Here is a 16,020-nt window from a genome sequence, read left to right as displayed (position 1 = left end):
GCCTCATCGGTGAGCGTGAAATAATGGGGGCACGTGTCGCAGGTGATCTTCCTGAACCTCCGCTTCGCGCGCTCGATGATCTCCACGCTGCCCGCCGTCGAGATGTGGGTGAGGTGGATCGGCGCGTCGACATATCGTGCAACGGCAATGTCCCTGCCCACAATGAGCTCCTCGGCGATGGCGGGGATCCCGTCAAGACCGGTCAGGAGCGAGGTCCGTCCTTCATGAACGCAGCCGCCGGAGAGGGTTTCGTCCTCGCAATGGGATATCACGGGCAGTCCGAATATCTTCGCGTATTCCAGGGCCTTGCGCAGGAGCCCGGCCCCGCGCACGGACCTGCCATCGTCTGAGATCGCCACTATGCCGGCCTCGAACATCTCGCCTATCTCGGACAGCTCTTCGCTCCGGAGACCCTTTGTGACCGCGCCGCAGGGGAGGACCTTGCAGACGCCGTCCGTGCGGGCCCTGTCGACAATGAATTCGGTGACGCTCCGTGAATCATTCACGGGGTCCGTGTTCGCCATGCAGATCACGGTGGTGAATCCGCCGCGGGCCGCCGCGGCTGTCCCCGTCCGTATGGTTTCCTTGTATTCGTAACCGGGTTCGCGCAGGTGGCAATGCACATCGATAAGACCGGGCGCCACGATACGTTTCGATGCGTCGATGATCCGTGTATCGTCTTCGGTCTTGCGGATGCTCTTCGAGATCTCTTTGATGGTCGAGCCGTCGATGAGGACATCGTACCTGCCGTCGACGGAGTTCTTCGGGTCGATAACGCGGCCTCCCCGTATCAGGGTTTTCACGCTTCACCTCCGATGAGGAGATAAAGGACGGCCATCCGGACCGCCACACCGTTCTCGACCTGGTCCAGGATCACCGAGGATGGGCCGTCAGCGACCTCGTCGGAGATCTCGATACCCCGGTTCATGGGCCCCGGGTGCATGATTATCACGTCATCCCGGGCGGTCTCGACATGTCCCTTCGAAAGGCCGTAAAGGGTGGAGTACTCCTTGGTCGATGGTATGTATGTCGTGCCGCCCCTCTCCTTCTGGATCCTCAGCATCATGATCACGTCGGCGTTCCTCACGGCGCGCTTGAGATCGTACTCGACCCTGACCCCCAGGGTTTCGAGGTGAGGGGGTATCATGGTGGGCGGTCCGCAGCAGATGACCTCGTTCCCGAAATTCTTGAGTGAGAATATGTTCGAGCGGGCAACCCTGCTGTGGGCTATGTCTCCGACGATGACGACCTTGAGGCCGTCGATGCGCCCTTTCTTGTCGCGTATGGTGAAAAGGTCGAGGAGGGCCTGCGTGGGGTGCTCGTGGGACCCGTCCCCTCCGTTGATGATACGGGAGTCGAGAATACCGGCGAGCATGTGGGGTGCCCCGGGCATGCCATGGCGGATGACGATGGCATCGGGCCGCATTGATTCGAGGTTCCTGGCGGTATCCTTGAGGCTCTCCCCCTTTGTCGAACTGCTTGTGCTGGAGGATATGTTTATCGTGTCGGCACTGAGGCGCTTCGCTGCTATCTCGAAAGACGTGCGGGTCCTGGTGCTTGGCTCGTAGAAGAGGGTGATGACCGTCTTGCCCCTAAGGGTGGGAACCTTCTTGATCTCCCGTTTTGAAATGTCCTTGAAAGATTCGGCCGTATCGAGAACAAAAAGTATCTCCTCTCTGGAGAGGTCGCGAATACCGAGGAGGTCTTTTCTCTTCCAGTTCATCAGGCTTTTACGATCACCACTTCATCCTTGCCGTCTATTTCGCTCATCCGGACGAGGACCTCTTCATTCTCATTCACGGGACAGATGATCCCCGCATAATCGGGGTGAATGGGCAGTTCCCTCTCACCGCGGTCCACGAGGACGGCAAGCTGTATCCTCTTCGGCCGTCCCAGGTCCATGATGGCGTCTATGGCAGCCCTCGTCGTGCGTCCCGTGTGCAGGACGTCATCGACGAGGACAACGGTCATGTCGTTCACATCGAAAGATATCTCGGTCTTCTTGACCTCGGGCCAGCGGAGCTTGGAGATGTCATCGCGGTACATGGTGATGTCGAGAGCGCCGACAGGCAGCGTGATGCCTTCCACGTCCGTCACCTTTGCATGAATGCGCCGGGACAGGTAAACACCCCTCGTCCTGATCCCGATGAGACACAACCCGGTACATCCCTCGTTCTTCTCCAGGATCTCGTGGGTGATCCGGGTGACCGTCCGCCCGATCGCTTTCTTGTCCAGAATGACCCTTTTTTTCATTTAATCATCAAAGTAGATGGCTTGTTGCGCACAATTCTCCATGCACGCCCCGCACTCGATGCAGTCTTCCGGCGCCTCGACAACGACGGTACCGTCCTTATCGGCGAATACTTCGTAGGGGCATATGGACACACATTCTCCGCAATCGATGCAGGATGCCCGGGAAACATAAGGTCGCACGGTACGTTACTACTATAGAAAGTTTTGAAGGAAAAAGCAATAAGAAGACTGAAAGCCGGTAGAGGGGCCGCCCTCGTGCCGGCTTTCAGTTTGAAAGAGAGTTTTCCTGAGATCCTTGCAGTCTTAAGATTCGTATTCCTCGTTCTCGCCGCCATATGAGGATTCACTGCTTTCCTCGGCCGGGGCGGGTTCCGGTTCGGCGTATGCCGTGGTCTCCGCGGCAGGTTCCGAGAAGGAGGCCGTCTGTTTTCTCTCCATCACGCAGGAGCCGTTGAAGACAGCCCCGTTCTCGATCATGACGAAGGGCGTGTTGAGGTCGCCATTGTGCGTTGCCGTGTTCTTGAGGACGATCTGCTCGCCGGCGACAACATTCCCCGTGATGGATCCATGAGAAATGAGCGTTTTCGTATTGATGCTTGCAGTAACCCTCGCGGTGGGTCCTACCACGAGCAGCCCTTCCGAGAAGATCTCGCCCTCGAACACACCCTTGAGCATGACGGAGCTCTTGAACCTGATGCTGCCTTTTATCTCCAGATCTTCTGCGACGACGGTTGTGATCTGACCTTCCTGTATCTCCCTTATTTCGGGAATGTCTGCTGCCATACCGTACCCCCTTTGAATGAGTTTGTCCTTACCTGACCGTGATGTCCTTTGCCCTCATGGCGCATGAGCCGTTGAATACGGAGCCGTTCTCTATGATGATGTTGGGTGTCGAGATGTCACCGTTGTGGATCGAGGTGCTCTTGAGCGTCACCTGCTCGTTTGCTATCACGTTTCCCGTGATCTCCCCGTGGGATACCAGCGTCTGGGTCGTGATGCTCGCGTTCACGCGCGCGGTGGGTCCGACGACAAGGAGGCCCTCCGAGTATATCTCGCCCTCGAACACGCCTTTCAACATGACCGATGTTTTGAACCGTATGGTGCCCTTGATCTCGAGGTCATCGGCAACGATGGTCGTGATGTCCTTTTCATCGAAATCGGTTGCTGCCTTCTTTTCGCCTATCATGGTAAACTCTCCTTTTTGTTTAGTTATATTCAGGTAATGCCTCAGTATTCATATCCACACATCAGCACCTATGCAAGAACCTTACCACAATGAAAGGCGTTGCCTGAATTTTTTAATTTATAGCACAAGAGAATGCTCGTTACAATGCGGAAAGTAAAGAGGAAGGGGAGAGGGCAAAATAAATGAGGGGTCAGGGGGGAAGAAGGGTCCAGGGGGCAGATATGATGGCCGGGGTATTCCCTGTTCCTGACCTTTGTCCCCTTGTGCTGTCGCCTTTTTTGACAGTGAGTGTCAGAAGAAGGAAAAGATCCTCTTGAGCGTCTTCTTTTCCTCGGGGGGTTCCTCTTCCCGGGAGGATTCATCCAGTTCCCGGGCCTCTTCTTCCTGTTTTTCGACCTTGCGGGGTCTCTCCATGAAGGAGGTTCCCGAGAAGAAAGCGCCTTCGGTGATGATGAGCTTCGCGGTGCGTATGTTGCCCTCCACCGCGCCGTCGGGGTTTATCTCCACGAGTTCCTCAGCCTCAAGATCACCCTCCACGGTGCCGTCGACGACGATCTCCCGCGCCGCCATATCGCCCTTTACGGACCCCGATCTGCCCAGGATCAGGTAGTCGGCCTTAATGCTGCCTTCAAGGGTGCCGTCGAGCCTCACGACGCCCTTGGAGATTATCTCGCCCCGAATGATGGAGTCCTGACCTATGAGGGTTTCCAGGGACCCCGCTTCATGCTTCTTGTTTGCCATTGCTATCCGTCCTTGAGATAGTGAGCGGGATCGACAGGCCTGCCGTTCCTCCACACCTCGTAGTGGAGATGAGGACCCGTCGACATGCCCGTCGAACCGGTAAGTGCGATGTCCTGTCCTTTCCTGACCTTCTGACCGACGGTGACGAGGTTTTCCTTGTTGTGCGCGTAGGCGGTGGAAAAGCCATGGCCGTGTTCGACGACGATGATATTGCCGTTGCCTCCCGACCAGCCCGAGTAGGTGACGATGCCGTCCGCGGTGACCTTGACGGGTGTCCCCCGGGGAGCGCGGATGTCAAGCCCCGAATGGTGCTGCCGTACCCCCGTGACGGGATGATGACGACTTCCGAAACCCGAACTGATCTGCCCCTCCATGGGCCATCCCCGGGGAGTCGCGAGATAGATGTTCTTCTGTTCGGTGATGTACTTCTTGATCTCCGCCACCGATTCTATGGTTTCCATCATCTCTTTCTTGATGGCCTCGATATTGATCGATCCCGAGTCGCTGAACTGGGCGGATTTGAGGATATCGTTCTTCGATTTGAGCTCTACGAGCCGTGAAAGCTCGTTGTTGGTTTCCTTGAGCGAGGTGATGCTCTGTTTGAGCGCGGTGAACTCCCTCGTGAAATAGGAGAGCCTGGTCTTCATGACGTAGTATTCCGCCGTCTTGACCCCGGCGATCGTGATATACACGGCCCCGACGACCGCCAGGGCCATGCAGGCCAGAAGACCCGCCACCGGCAGCCTCAGTTTGAGGGGCTGGGACTTGGAGTGAGGGACGACCAGGATGGTAACGGACGTCATGTATTTTTTCTTGAGACGCTTCAGTTTCATAGTGCCATGTCCCTAGATTTGCAAACCTTATACCGTTATCGGCAAATGTGTCAAGTCCTTAACTCGGGATATCACAATGTCAGCGCGATGTGCCTATTTTCCCGGTTTCGGCAAGGACTGCCGTTTCGTAAGTGCATTGTCAGCATTGTCGCAGGTACTTGTTCTGCAACTCATCTCCCTGGCCGGGAGGGCGCTATTTTTTTCTTACTTTATCCCAAAAAATTGGCTATATATATTGGTATGTTCAGAGCGATACCATTAGTTACGTGTGCAAAGAGGCTCTCGCAATGAAGAGATACGGTACAGCGGTCCTCTCCTTTCTGGTGATCACCCTTGCGGGGTCGGCCGGCCTTGCCTCCGATGACCTCAAGATCGTCAAGGACAAAGAAGGCACGACCTGGTCTGTCGGTTCCGACGAATCGCGCGAAAGAGCGAGGCAGGAGGAAGAGCGCGACAGGGACCGCGCCTGGGACATGCTCAAGAACCAGTCGATCATAATCGACAAACGGACAACGAAATAGGGATGGAAAAAGGAAGGGTCATCATTGTTGAGGATGAGGAGAATATCCTCTCCATGCTCGGTGAGTTTCTCACAGCCAACGGGTATGCCGTCGAGCCTTACATTGACAGCAGAAAGGCCCTTTCGGCCCTGAAGAACAACGGGTACCACGTCCTGATAACGGACCTCATGATGCCCAAGGTCGACGGGCTCCAGCTTATCAACTTCATCCAGAAGGAATACCTCGATACCCTCGGCATCGTCATGACCGGCTACGGCAGCATGGAAAGCGCCATCAGCGCCATGCGGTGCGGCGCCTTCGACTATATTCTCAAACCCTTCAAGTTCGAAGAGGTCCTCGCGACAGTGGACTCGGCCATGTACTACTTCAATCTCCTCAAGAGTGACAACATTCCCAAGGGGCTCACGCTCAAGGCGAATCTCCTGAGGCGGTATTCGGAGAACAAGATGGTCCGGGAGAACACCATCCTGAGGTCGGCGCTCAAGGACAAGTACAGGTTCGAGAACATCATCGGGGTGAGCTTTCCCATGCAGAAGGTCTTCGAGATGATCGAGCGCGTGGCCGACACCAGCGCCACGGTGCTCATCACCGGTGAGAGCGGCGTGGGCAAGGAGGTGGTGGCGAGGGCCATCCACTACAATTCGTCCAAGAGGGACAACCCCCTCGTCGTGGTGAATTGTGGAGCCATACCGGAGACCCTCCTGGAAAGCGAGCTTTTCGGCTATGAGAAGGGCGCTTTCACGGGTGCCGTCAATACCCGCCTCGGCAGGTTCGAGCTCGCGGCGGGTGGCTCGATCTTTCTCGATGAGATCGGCGACATGAGCTTCAACCTCCAGGTCAAGCTCCTGAGGGTCCTCCAGGAGAAGTCTTTCGAACGCATCGGCGGCTCGAAGACGATCAAGGTCGATGTGCGGATCATTGCCGCCACGAACCGCAAGCTGGAAGACCTGGTCAGCGAGAACAAATTCCGCGAGGACCTTTACTATCGGCTCAACGTTGTACCCATCGAGATCCCGCCTCTCAGGGAGCGGCGCCAGGACATCCCGCTTCTCGTCAATTTCTTTCTCGAACAATCGAACAGGATAAACTCCGCGGCCATCGAGGGTTTTTCCGAAGAGGCCATGAAGGCCCTTATGGAGTATGATTTTCCCGGCAACGTCAGGGAATTGCAGAACGTTGTGGAGCGCATGGTGGTCCTCAAGAGGGAAGGGCACATCGACATAGAGGACCTCCCCGAGAAGCTTTACAGCCAGGAAAAGGAAGAGATGCCTGTCCCGCAGATCGACATCGACAAGGGATACGACACGCTCGTCTCCGAGTTTGAAAAGACCCTCATAATGAAGGCCCTCACCGAGACCCAGGGCGTGAAGAGCAAGGCCGCCCAGGCCCTCAACATCAACAGAACGACGCTCATAGAAAAAATGAAAAGGCTCGGCCTGGACTAGTCCGTCAAGAAATTGACGGACCAGGTCATGGGTCATGGGTGATAGGTAATAGGATATGTGGCGGGCGATGCCTCATAGGTAATGGGAATAACTTATCTTCCCCACTCCCCGTCCCCCATTACCCATTACCCATTACCCATTACCCGCCTCTCTGGCACCCTTCTTGCACACTCTCTCCCCATGCAGACTCCCGAAGCCAGACTTCTCGAAAACGCCTTTAACGAGTTTTCCAAGGCCTCAGATTCGATCATAAGCCATTACGGGGTATTGGAAAGCCAGATCAGAGAGCTCAAAAGGGAGCTCGAAGAGAAGAACAGGGCACTGGAGCGGGCCAGCGAGTATCTCTACACGATACTCGATTCCCTGCCCGTCGGTGTCGTCGTCGTTGACGGCAGGTCCGTCATCTTTGCCAACAAGAACGCCGAGGACCTGATCCCCGAGGGCATCATCGAAGACCTCAGCGGCAGCGCTGAGAGGACGGGGGAGATAAAGTGCGGTCTTGGGCGATATCGCTGGAAGGCCCGGGCACTGGCCAACGGGTTCGAAGGCAGGCACGTCGTCGCCATCGAGGACGTCACTGAGATCGAAAGGATGAAGGAGCACATGGAGCGCGACGAGCGCCTCATGGCCATGGGAGAGATGGCGGCCAGGATATCCCATGAGATCAAGAACCCGCTGGGAAGCATGGAACTCTTCCTTTCCATGCTGATGGCCGGCAAGATGCGGGTGCGCGATCGTAAATACCTCGAGTACGTCCTCTTCGGTGTCAAGACCATCGACAGGATCATCAACAACATACTCTCCTATACCCGCCCCCGGGAACTGTCCCTGAAAGAGGAGGAACTGAGGTCCGTCGTGGGAGACACGCTGGAGTTCATGAGTGTCTCCGCGTCGGTGAGGAGCATCGGCCTTGAATTCGCTCCTGTATCTCAGGGACGGGTGCTCATCGACCCGGACATGTTGAAGCTCGTCGTCATGAACCTTGTCAGCAATGCCATGGATGCCGTGGGTCCCGGCGGCAGAATAAAGGTGGATATACGGGAGAACGAGCGGTACGGGGTCCTCGTCGTCAGCGACAACGGACCGGGCATGACGGAGGAGCTGCGCAGGAATATCTTCAACCCCTTCTTCACAACGAAGGATAAGGGCGTGGGCCTGGGACTCTTCATCGTTTACAACATCGTGAAGGCCCACGGCGGCTCGATCGAGGTTGAGTCCGAAGAGGGATCGGGTTCATCGTTCCTTATCTACATCCCCAAGGAGAGACTGGCGGCCATATGAAAACGAATGTCCTCGTAGTTGATGACGATAACCACATGCGCATAGCGCTGAAGGAATCCCTGGTGCGCGCGGGCTACAACGTCGCCCTCGCGGAGGACGGCAGGAAGGCCATGGTCGAGATCGACAGGAATATCTTCGACCTCGTCATCACCGATGTGAAGATGCCCCATCTCGGTGGTATCGATCTTCTCAAGGCCATCAAGGAGACATCGCCGCTCATGCCCGTCATCCTCATGACGGGATATGGGACGGTCAAGGACGCCGTGCAGGTCATAAAGGAGGGCGCCTACGACTACATCCAGAAGCCCTTTAACACCGATATGCTCTACAGCGTGGTGCGGCGCGCCCTGGGTGTGAACAACGGAAAGATCATCTTCACTTCACGGGCGATGAAAGAGGTGCTTCAGAAGGCGCAGAGGGTGGCCGGGTCTGATGCCACGGTCCTTGTCCTTGGCGAGAGCGGTGTGGGCAAAGAGGTGATATCCAGGTACATCCACGAGAGCTCCGACCGCTCCCGCATGTCCTTTGTTGCCGTGAACTGCGCCGCCCTGCCGGAGAACCTGCTTGAGAGCGAGCTCTTCGGTTACGAGAAAGGGGCTTTCACCGGTGCTCTCTCCCGCAAGCCGGGGAAGTTCGAGCTTGCCGACAAGGGGACCATCCTTCTCGATGAGATCACCGAGATGGACCTCAAGCTCCAGGCAAAGCTTCTGCGCGTGCTCCAGGAAAAGGAGGTGGAAGTCCTCGGTTCCCGGTCTCCCCGGAAGGTCGATGTCCGCGTCATCGCGACGACGAACAGGGACATTGTGAAGGTGGTGGCCGACGGGAGCTTCCGCGAAGACCTTTACTATCGCCTCAGCGTCTTCCCGATCACCATCCCGGCGTTGCGCGAGCGCCGCGAGGACATACCACCCCTCGTGAACCATCTTTTGAAGAAACACTCCCGGGGGATGGACGTCGGCGTGAGCGACGAAGCGATGAAGCATCTCGCGAGCAGGCATTGGAAAGGGAATGTTCGGGAACTGGAGAACGTCATAGCCAGGGCGTGCATACTGTCCAACGGCTCCGTCATCTCCATGAGCCACCTCGATGAGGGCAGACCTGCCCAGGACATGGCGGTGGGCTCTGTCCGGGACATGGAGACGAAGCTCATCATCGACGCCCTGAGGTCGGTCAGGGGCAACAGGTCGAAGGCGGCGGGCATACTGGGCATCACCGTCCGCACACTGCGCAACAAGATCAACGAATACAAGGCGATGGGCATTGACGTGCCGGTAAGGGAGTATTGATATGCAGATAGTGGACCTCATCGGAAGGGCGCTCTCCATCAGAGCCTTCTATCACAAGGTGGTTTCGGGCAATATAGCGAATGCCCAGACTCCCGGATACAGGGAAAAGGAGATCGATTTCCGGCGGGAGCTCGACAGGCGCACCGGGACCGAGGCGGGGCTCGCCCCTTCGGGCGACGCTGGCTACACCGTCACGGAGAACCCGGGCCATGACGGTCTTGCGCGGCTTGACGGGAACACCGTCAACCTGGAAGACCAGACGGTAAAGCTCACGGAGAACCAGCTCATGTACCAGGCGCTGGTCCAGATGGCCTCAAAGCGTTTTGCCATGATGAAGTATCTCATAGGCGAGGGAAAGAGGTAGGAACATGGGAGCATTCGATATCTTCAAGATCAGCGCTTCGGGGATGAAGGCACAGAGGAAACGCATGGAGATCGTGGCGTCGAACCTTGCCAACGTCCAGACGACGAGCACGGAAGAAGGCGGGGCGTACAGGAAGAAGGACGTTGTCTTCAAGGCGATCGATGTCTCCGACGACAAGACCTTTTCGGGGACCCTCTCGAAGAAGGTGGAAGGCGTCGAGGTCGAGTCCGTCAAGGAGAGCGACAAGCCTTTCCAGATGGTCTACAATCCGAGCCATCCCGACGCCAACTCCGAAGGGTATGTCACGTTTCCCAACGTGAACCTGATGGAGGAGATGACGGACATGACGGCGGCCACCCGTGCCTACGAGGCCAACGTCAACGTTCTCAACACGACGAAGGACATGTTCCTGAAGACTCTCGAGCTTATTAAATAGGGGGCGGATCCATGAAGGTAGAAAATTTCACTCTTCCCAGTTTCGGTGAGGTCCAGAAGCCGGCCAACGAAAAGACCAGGACCTCCTTCGGTGATGTCCTGAAGGACTCCATCAAGAAGGTCGTGGAACTCGAGAAGGAAGCGGACAACGAAGTGGAAAAACTGGTCAAGATGGAGAACACCGATGTTCAGACCACGATGATCGCCATCGAGAAAGCGGACCTGTCCTTCCAGATGATGATGCAGATACGGAACAAGATCATCTCCGCCTATGAAGAGATAATGAGAATGCAGGTGTAACCTATGCCTCCGATGGACGAACTCCTCAATACCACGAAGAACTATCTCAAAACGACCCCGAAGAGCAAGCTCTATATGTACCTCTTCCTTTTCATCGCGCTTGTGGGCGGCTCCATCATCGGTCTTTCCTTCCTCCAGAAGGAGACCTACCAGACGCTGTTCGCCGGCCTCTCCACGGAAGATGCCTCGGTGGTCGTGACGAAGCTCAAGGAACTCAAGGTTCCCTACAAGCTTGGGCTCGGCGGCACCTCGGTCTCCGTCCCCAAGGACAAGGTCTATGACGTGCGGCTCATGCTTGCCGGTCAGAACGCCCTTCCCGGCGGCAGCGGCGTCGGTTTCGAACTCTTCGACAAGACGAACTACGGCATGACGGAGTTCATGCAGAACATCAACTACAAGCGGGCCATACAGGGGGAGCTGTCGCGCACCATCAACCAGATGCCGGAGGTGAAGGCGTCCCGGGTGCACATCGCCATCCCGGAAAAGACCCTCTTCACCGACAGGGAAAAGGATGTCACGGCATCGGTCTTCCTCAAGCTGAGGGGTGGGAAGACACTCTCCAAGGAACAGGTGGCGGGCATCGTCCACCTGGTCTCGGGCAGCATAGAGGGGCTCAAGGCCGACAATGTGACCATCGTCGATTCTTTCGGAAAGATACTCTACAAGGCCGGGAGTTCCGGCACGGCGGTCGCCCTCTCGGGCCAGCAGTTCGAACTGCAGAAGAGCGTTGAAAGGACCATCGAGGAATCGGTCCAGTCCATGCTCGACAGGTTTATGCCTGCCAACAAGTCGATCATACGCGCGAATGTGGAGCTCAATCTTCGCAAGGTGGAAAAGGTGGAAGAGGAGTTCGACCCCAACAAGAGGGTCCCCACGAGCGAGCGCAAGAGCAGAGAGAAGTCGCTGAACCGCACAGCCGGGCCGGCAGGTGTCCCGGGGGTGGCATCCAACGTGCCCAACGCCACGGGCAGGAACCAGAATACCGCGGCGGCCGTTACCCAGACATCGGCCGGGCGCGGCAGCGAATCGGAACGGGAAGAGTCCCAGGTGACCTACGAGGTCAGCAAGACCGTCAAGAAGATAGTGGAGCCTTACGGCGATATCAAGCGCCTCTCGGTCGCCATCGTTCTCGACGGGAAATATGAAAAGGTGAAGGGCCAGAACGGTGAGGAGCTCAAGTATTCCCCGCGGTCACAGAAAGAGCTCACCGACATCAAGGGGATCGTGGCGAGGGCAGTGGGGATAGACGAGGCGAGGGGCGACAAGATCGAGGTCTTGAACGTTCCCTTTGAGACCGAAAACCTCGCCGACGAGAAAGGTCTTCTCGACGCGGCGGAACGGAAAGAGATGATATTCAGCTTCAGCAAGTACGGTTTCTACGCCCTGATCATCGCGGCGCTCTTCTTCTTCGTCATCAAACCCATCCTCGGTTTCCTGAAATCACGGGCAGACCGCGCGCCCCTTTACCAGGTCAAGGACGTGTACGTGAAGAGCGGCGCCGGTACAGCGGTACCGGGAGGAGATCAGCCCGCCGCCATAGAGAGCAAGCAGCAGGCAGCGATCAATGACGTCATGAGGGACAAGACCGTTGTCGGTTCCGTGATCAAGGAATGGGTGAAGGAAGGGACGTAATCGATGAACCCCGAAGACCTGTCAGGAGTCAGAAAAGCCGCCATTCTCCTTCTCACCATGGACGACGAGGTGACGAAGGACGTCATGAAGGGCCTTGACGAGGAAGAGATCGAGGCCATCGGCAAGGAGATCACGAACCTCAAGCTCATCCCCGACCATGTTGTCCACAGGGTCCAGGAAGAGTTCATGACGAAGGTGTCGAAGAAGAGCAAGAATGTCGTTGGCGGGGAGAGCAAGTTCCGGCTTCTCGTCAAGAAGAGCTTCGACGAGGACAGGGCCGAGATGCTCCTTGGCAACCTGGACACGAAGAAGGGTGTTCCCGGAGAGTTCCTGAAACGCTGTGACGCCAGGGTCCTTGCCAATGTGATACGGGAGGAACACCCCCAGACGATGGCCCTCGTTCTCTCGGTCCTTGGGACGAAGAAGGCAGGAGACGCCATCAGCTGCCTGCCTGAGAGGGTGCAGGCGGACGTTGTCGTGCGCATGGCCAACCTGGAAAAGGTGGACCTCAAGATCCTCTCCGAGGTGGAGAGCGTCATCCGGGACCAGCTGGAAAGCACCATGGGCGGCGCCGAAGGGAAGCAGCTCGGCGGCGTGGAAGTGGTGGCCAGCATACTGAACCAGATGGACAGGACCCTGGAATCGGAGCTTCTCGGCAGGCTCGAGGAGACCAATCCCGAGCTGGCGGAGAAGATCCGGCAGCTCATGTTCACCTTCGAAGACCTTGCCAATCTCGATGACCGCAGCATCCAGGTACTGCTCAAGGAGGTCTCGTCCGAGGACATCGGCATCGCCCTCAAGGGCGCCTCCGACAGCATGAAGGAAAAGATATACTCCAACATGTCCGAACGTGCCGCGGCCATGCTCAAGGAAGACCTGGAGGCCATGGGTCCCGTGCGCCTCTCCGACGTCGAAAAGGCCCAGGTGAAGATCGCCATGATCGCCAAGAAGCTCGAAAGCGAGGGCAAGATCTTTCTTTCCCGGGGGAATGAAGAGTTCATTTGAAGGACGAGGAAATGGAAACCTTTACCCTGCATGAGCTCGGCGAAGAGATGCCGGAGGAAAGAACCTCCGGTTTCATCATGTCCTTCGACGAAGAGAAAAACGGCGTCCCTGAAGACGCCGCGGCTCCCGCGGCGGCTCCGGCGGTCAACATCGAGGAGGAGGCCCGCAGGATCTTCGAAGAGGCCTTCGCGCAGGGCGAAAAGGCGGGACACGAAATGGGTATGAAGAAGGTGGAGCCCGTGATCAAGAGACTGGGCGGCTTCATGGCGGAGCTTTCCCTTTTCAAGGAGGAACTCGTGAAGAGGGCCGAGAGCCTTTCCACGGAACTGGCCCTGGTCTTTGCGGAGGCCATCATCCTCAAGGAGTGCGCGGAGCATCGTGAGGCGATCCTCAGGATGGTCAGGAAGGCCCTCTCCCTCTGCGAGGAGCGCAGCGGAACCACGATCCGCTTGAGGGGTGAGGACGCGGACCTCATTTCGAGGGACGACCTCAACCAGTTCAAGATCGTCAGGGACGATACGATGCGCGAACCGGGTTTTGTCATCGAGACGAACTTCGGTGACATAGACGGCCGGATCTCCGTCCAGATGGAAGAGCTCAAGAAAGAGTATCTCAATGGAAGATTCGATTGACCGGACCCTGTCCCTGACGAGGGACATGCTGTCGAACCTTTACCCCTACCGTGTCTACGGAAAGGTCAACCAGGTGGTGGGCCTTGTCATAGAGGGAAAGGGCCCCATCTCCTCCGTGGGTGACTCGGCCCTCATCTATCCCGTCGACAGCGCTGTCCCCATCGATGCCGAGGTGGTGGGTTTCAAGGAAGGCAAGACGCTTCTCATGCCCCTTGGCGATATACGAGGAGTGGGCATAGGATCACGGATACTTTCCAGGAAGAAGACCGTGGACATTGCCGCAGGGGAGGGACTTCTTGGCCGGGTCATCGATGGCCTGGGGAACCCCATGGACGGAAAGGGCCCCCTCAAGTGCACCGAGTCCGTTCCCATCTATCGCGAAACAGTGAATCCCATGCGCAAGAAGCGCATCACCGATCCCCTCGACCTTGGCATTCGCAGCATCAACGGGCTCCTGACGTGCGGCAAGGGCCAGAGGATAGGGATCTTTGCCGGTTCCGGCGTGGGCAAGAGCGTCCTTCTGGGCATGATCGCGCGCCACACCGAGGCGAACGTGAACGTCATCGGCCTCATCGGCGAGCGCGGCCGCGAGGTGAGGGAGTTCATCGAGCGCGATCTGGGTGACGGGATCAAGAACTCCGTTGTCGTCGTCGCGACATCGGACCAGCCGCCTCTCATACGGGTGAGGGGGGCTTTTCTCACCATAGCACTGGCCGAGTATTTCCGGGACAGGGGGAACGATGTCCTCCTCCTCATGGACTCGCTGACCCGCTTCAGCATGGCGCAGCGCGAGATCGGGCTCGCCATCGGCGAGCCGCCGACGTCGAAGGGCTATACCCCGAGCGTGTTCTCACTTCTTGCGAAGGTCCTCGAGAGGGCGGGCAACGGAGAGGGGAGCGGGACCATGACCGCGATATACACCGTTCTCGTGGAAGGTGACGACCTTGACGACCCGATTGCGGACTCGGCGAGGTCCATCCTCGACGGTCACGTGGTCCTTTCGCGAAAGCTCGCCGATGCCAACCACTACCCCCCCATCGACGTCCTGCGCAGCGTGTCGAGGCTCATGAAGGACATAACCCCGAGAGACCAGACGGACTACGCGAGCCGGATAGTCGAGATCCTCGCAGAGTTCGAGCGGGCGGAGGACCTCATCAACATCGGGGCCTACACACCCGGGAACAACCAGAAGGTGGACCATGCCATCTCCATGATAGACAAGGTCAGGACCTTCCTCCAGCAGGGCGTCGACGAGCGCGTCCCCCTGGAAGAGACGCTGAACAGCATGAAGATACTATTCTATGTGTAAAGACCGCTTGAACAGCTTGAACCGTTTCAACCGCTTGAGCGTGAAGGAAACGAAATCAATTAGCCCGCAAGATGGCACTCACGTACTTCCCGTTGTGGCAGCGACGATTCGCCTGAAGGGGTTTCTTTATCGTTCAAGCGGCTCAAGCGGTTTCGACCGGGGTTAGGATGGATCGCAAGCGCATAGACCGGATAATCGAGATCAAGGAGAAGCTCAGGAAGGACAAGGAGCGGGAGGTGGAAGAGGCGGCTGTGAAGATGGCCGCCATCTGCGCGGAGATCAACGCCGTAGACGGACTGGTCGACGACAACTACGCGAAGCTCTCCGCACGATCGATCTCGGGCAACGACTTTGCCGTCATAAAGGACTACCTCGACTACCTGGACGTCCAGAAGTCGTGCCTTATCGGCGAGAAGGCATCCATGCAGGAGACCATCGACCTCCTGCAGCAGGAACTCTACGAATATGCCCGGGAACTCAAGATGCTCACGAAGCTCCAGGAAAAGATCAAACAGGCCTTCAGAAAAAGCGAAAACCGCCGCGAACAAAAACTCCTCGACGAAATGGCCTTACGACTCGACGACAAAAGGATCTAAAGACGGTTCAAGGGTTCAAGAGTTCAAGAGTTCAAGAGTAAAAGACAAAAAGGGCACCGGTGCCTTCGGCCGGTGTGCGAATTCCCTTGACAGCCGACCCCCCTTCGCGGTCTTTCCCTTGAACCCTTGAACCCTTGAACCCTTGAACCCTTGAACCCTTGAACCCTTGAACCCTTGAACCCTTGAACCCTTGAACCCTTG

General features: G+C 57.2%; 20 protein-coding genes. 12 read left to right on the top strand and 8 right to left on the bottom strand.

Going from position 1 to position 16,020, the window contains the following annotated elements; translation table 11 throughout:
- The 8 genes from GXX82_10225 to GXX82_10190 form a co-directional block, all read right to left on the bottom strand.
- Positions 1–803 (bottom strand): dihydroorotase (locus tag GXX82_10225; protein ID NLT23413.1); only part of this gene is annotated, 803 nt, incomplete at its 3' end.
- Complete coding sequence (locus GXX82_10220; protein NLT23412.1) at positions 800–1,723, bottom strand: aspartate carbamoyltransferase catalytic subunit; 924 nt, start codon at positions 1,721–1,723, stop codon at positions 800–802. The genes GXX82_10220 and GXX82_10225, both read right to left, overlap by 4 nt.
- The gene (pyrR, locus tag GXX82_10215) at positions 1,723–2,253 is read right to left on the bottom strand and encodes a bifunctional pyr operon transcriptional regulator/uracil phosphoribosyltransferase PyrR (GenBank protein NLT23411.1); all 531 of its coding nucleotides are present in this window, start codon (positions 2,251–2,253) and stop codon (positions 1,723–1,725) included. The genes GXX82_10220 and pyrR overlap by 1 nt, the downstream gene beginning before the upstream one ends.
- A complete protein-coding gene (locus tag GXX82_10210; protein NLT23410.1) occupies positions 2,254–2,433 on the bottom strand; it encodes a 4Fe-4S dicluster domain-containing protein in 180 nt (59 codons plus the stop codon).
- A gap of 123 nt (positions 2,434–2,556) precedes the next feature.
- Positions 2,557–3,036 (bottom strand): polymer-forming cytoskeletal protein, encoded by a 480-nt coding sequence (locus tag GXX82_10205; GenBank protein NLT23409.1) that lies wholly within the window; start codon positions 3,034–3,036, stop codon positions 2,557–2,559.
- A gap of 28 nt (positions 3,037–3,064) precedes the next feature.
- Complete coding sequence (locus GXX82_10200) at positions 3,065–3,439, bottom strand: polymer-forming cytoskeletal protein (GenBank protein ID NLT23408.1); 375 nt, start codon at positions 3,437–3,439, stop codon at positions 3,065–3,067.
- 291 nt (positions 3,440–3,730) lie between these two features.
- Complete coding sequence (locus GXX82_10195; GenBank protein NLT23407.1) at positions 3,731–4,180, bottom strand: polymer-forming cytoskeletal protein; 450 nt, start codon at positions 4,178–4,180, stop codon at positions 3,731–3,733.
- Positions 4,181–4,182: 2 nt separating this feature from the next.
- Positions 4,183–5,013 (bottom strand): peptidoglycan DD-metalloendopeptidase family protein, encoded by an 831-nt coding sequence (locus GXX82_10190; protein ID NLT23406.1) that lies wholly within the window; start codon positions 5,011–5,013, stop codon positions 4,183–4,185.
- A 287-nt stretch (positions 5,014–5,300) separates the two neighbouring features.
- Here GXX82_10190 and GXX82_10185 point away from each other — a divergent pair, with 287 nt between their 5' ends.
- The 12 genes from GXX82_10185 (at position 5,301) to GXX82_10130 (ending at position 15,819) form a co-directional block, all read left to right on the top strand.
- Positions 5,301–5,534, top strand: coding sequence for a hypothetical protein (locus GXX82_10185; protein NLT23405.1), 234 nt, complete (start codon positions 5,301–5,303; stop codon positions 5,532–5,534).
- A 2-nt stretch (positions 5,535–5,536) separates the two neighbouring features.
- Positions 5,537–6,979 (top strand): sigma-54-dependent Fis family transcriptional regulator, encoded by a 1,443-nt coding sequence (locus GXX82_10180; GenBank protein NLT23404.1) that lies wholly within the window; start codon positions 5,537–5,539, stop codon positions 6,977–6,979.
- Positions 6,980–7,246: 267 nt separating this feature from the next.
- On the top strand, positions 7,247–8,260 hold the full coding sequence (locus GXX82_10175; GenBank protein NLT23403.1) for a GHKL domain-containing protein: 1,014 nt from the start codon (positions 7,247–7,249) through the stop codon (positions 8,258–8,260).
- On the top strand, positions 8,257–9,546 hold the full coding sequence (locus GXX82_10170) for a sigma-54-dependent Fis family transcriptional regulator (GenBank protein NLT23402.1): 1,290 nt from the start codon (positions 8,257–8,259) through the stop codon (positions 9,544–9,546). Before GXX82_10175 ends, GXX82_10170 begins: the two co-directional genes overlap by 4 nt.
- A gap of 1 nt (position 9,547) precedes the next feature.
- Positions 9,548–9,910 (top strand): flagellar basal body rod protein FlgB, encoded by a 363-nt coding sequence (gene flgB / locus GXX82_10165; protein ID NLT23401.1) that lies wholly within the window; start codon positions 9,548–9,550, stop codon positions 9,908–9,910.
- Positions 9,911–9,914: 4 nt separating this feature from the next.
- Positions 9,915–10,346 (top strand): flagellar basal body rod protein FlgC, encoded by a 432-nt coding sequence (gene flgC / locus GXX82_10160; protein ID NLT23400.1) that lies wholly within the window; start codon positions 9,915–9,917, stop codon positions 10,344–10,346.
- Positions 10,347–10,357: 11 nt separating this feature from the next.
- Positions 10,358–10,645: a flagellar hook-basal body complex protein FliE gene (gene fliE, locus GXX82_10155; protein NLT23399.1), complete on the top strand. Its 288-nt coding sequence runs from the start codon at positions 10,358–10,360 to the stop codon at positions 10,643–10,645.
- Between the two features lie 3 nt (positions 10,646–10,648).
- The gene (gene fliF, locus GXX82_10150; protein NLT23398.1) at positions 10,649–12,277 is read left to right on the top strand and encodes a flagellar M-ring protein FliF; all 1,629 of its coding nucleotides are present in this window, start codon (positions 10,649–10,651) and stop codon (positions 12,275–12,277) included.
- 3 nt (positions 12,278–12,280) lie between these two features.
- A complete protein-coding gene (gene fliG / locus GXX82_10145) occupies positions 12,281–13,282 on the top strand; it encodes a flagellar motor switch protein FliG (GenBank protein NLT23397.1) in 1,002 nt (333 codons plus the stop codon).
- Positions 13,283–13,293: 11 nt separating this feature from the next.
- On the top strand, positions 13,294–13,914 hold the full coding sequence (locus GXX82_10140) for a hypothetical protein (GenBank protein ID NLT23396.1): 621 nt from the start codon (positions 13,294–13,296) through the stop codon (positions 13,912–13,914).
- A complete protein-coding gene (locus tag GXX82_10135) occupies positions 13,898–15,223 on the top strand; it encodes a FliI/YscN family ATPase (GenBank protein NLT23395.1) in 1,326 nt (441 codons plus the stop codon). Before GXX82_10140 ends, GXX82_10135 begins: the two co-directional genes overlap by 17 nt.
- A 167-nt stretch (positions 15,224–15,390) precedes the next feature.
- The gene (locus tag GXX82_10130; GenBank protein ID NLT23394.1) at positions 15,391–15,819 is read left to right on the top strand and encodes a hypothetical protein; all 429 of its coding nucleotides are present in this window, start codon (positions 15,391–15,393) and stop codon (positions 15,817–15,819) included.
- Positions 15,820–16,020 lie beyond the last annotated feature (201 nt).

It is taken from the genome of Syntrophorhabdus sp., from assembly GCA_012719415.1.
Lineage (GTDB): Bacteria > Desulfobacterota > Syntrophorhabdia > Syntrophorhabdales > Syntrophorhabdaceae > Delta-02.
Note: the sequence above shows the minus strand (reverse complement) of the source record. Positions and strands in the feature narration are given on the sequence as shown.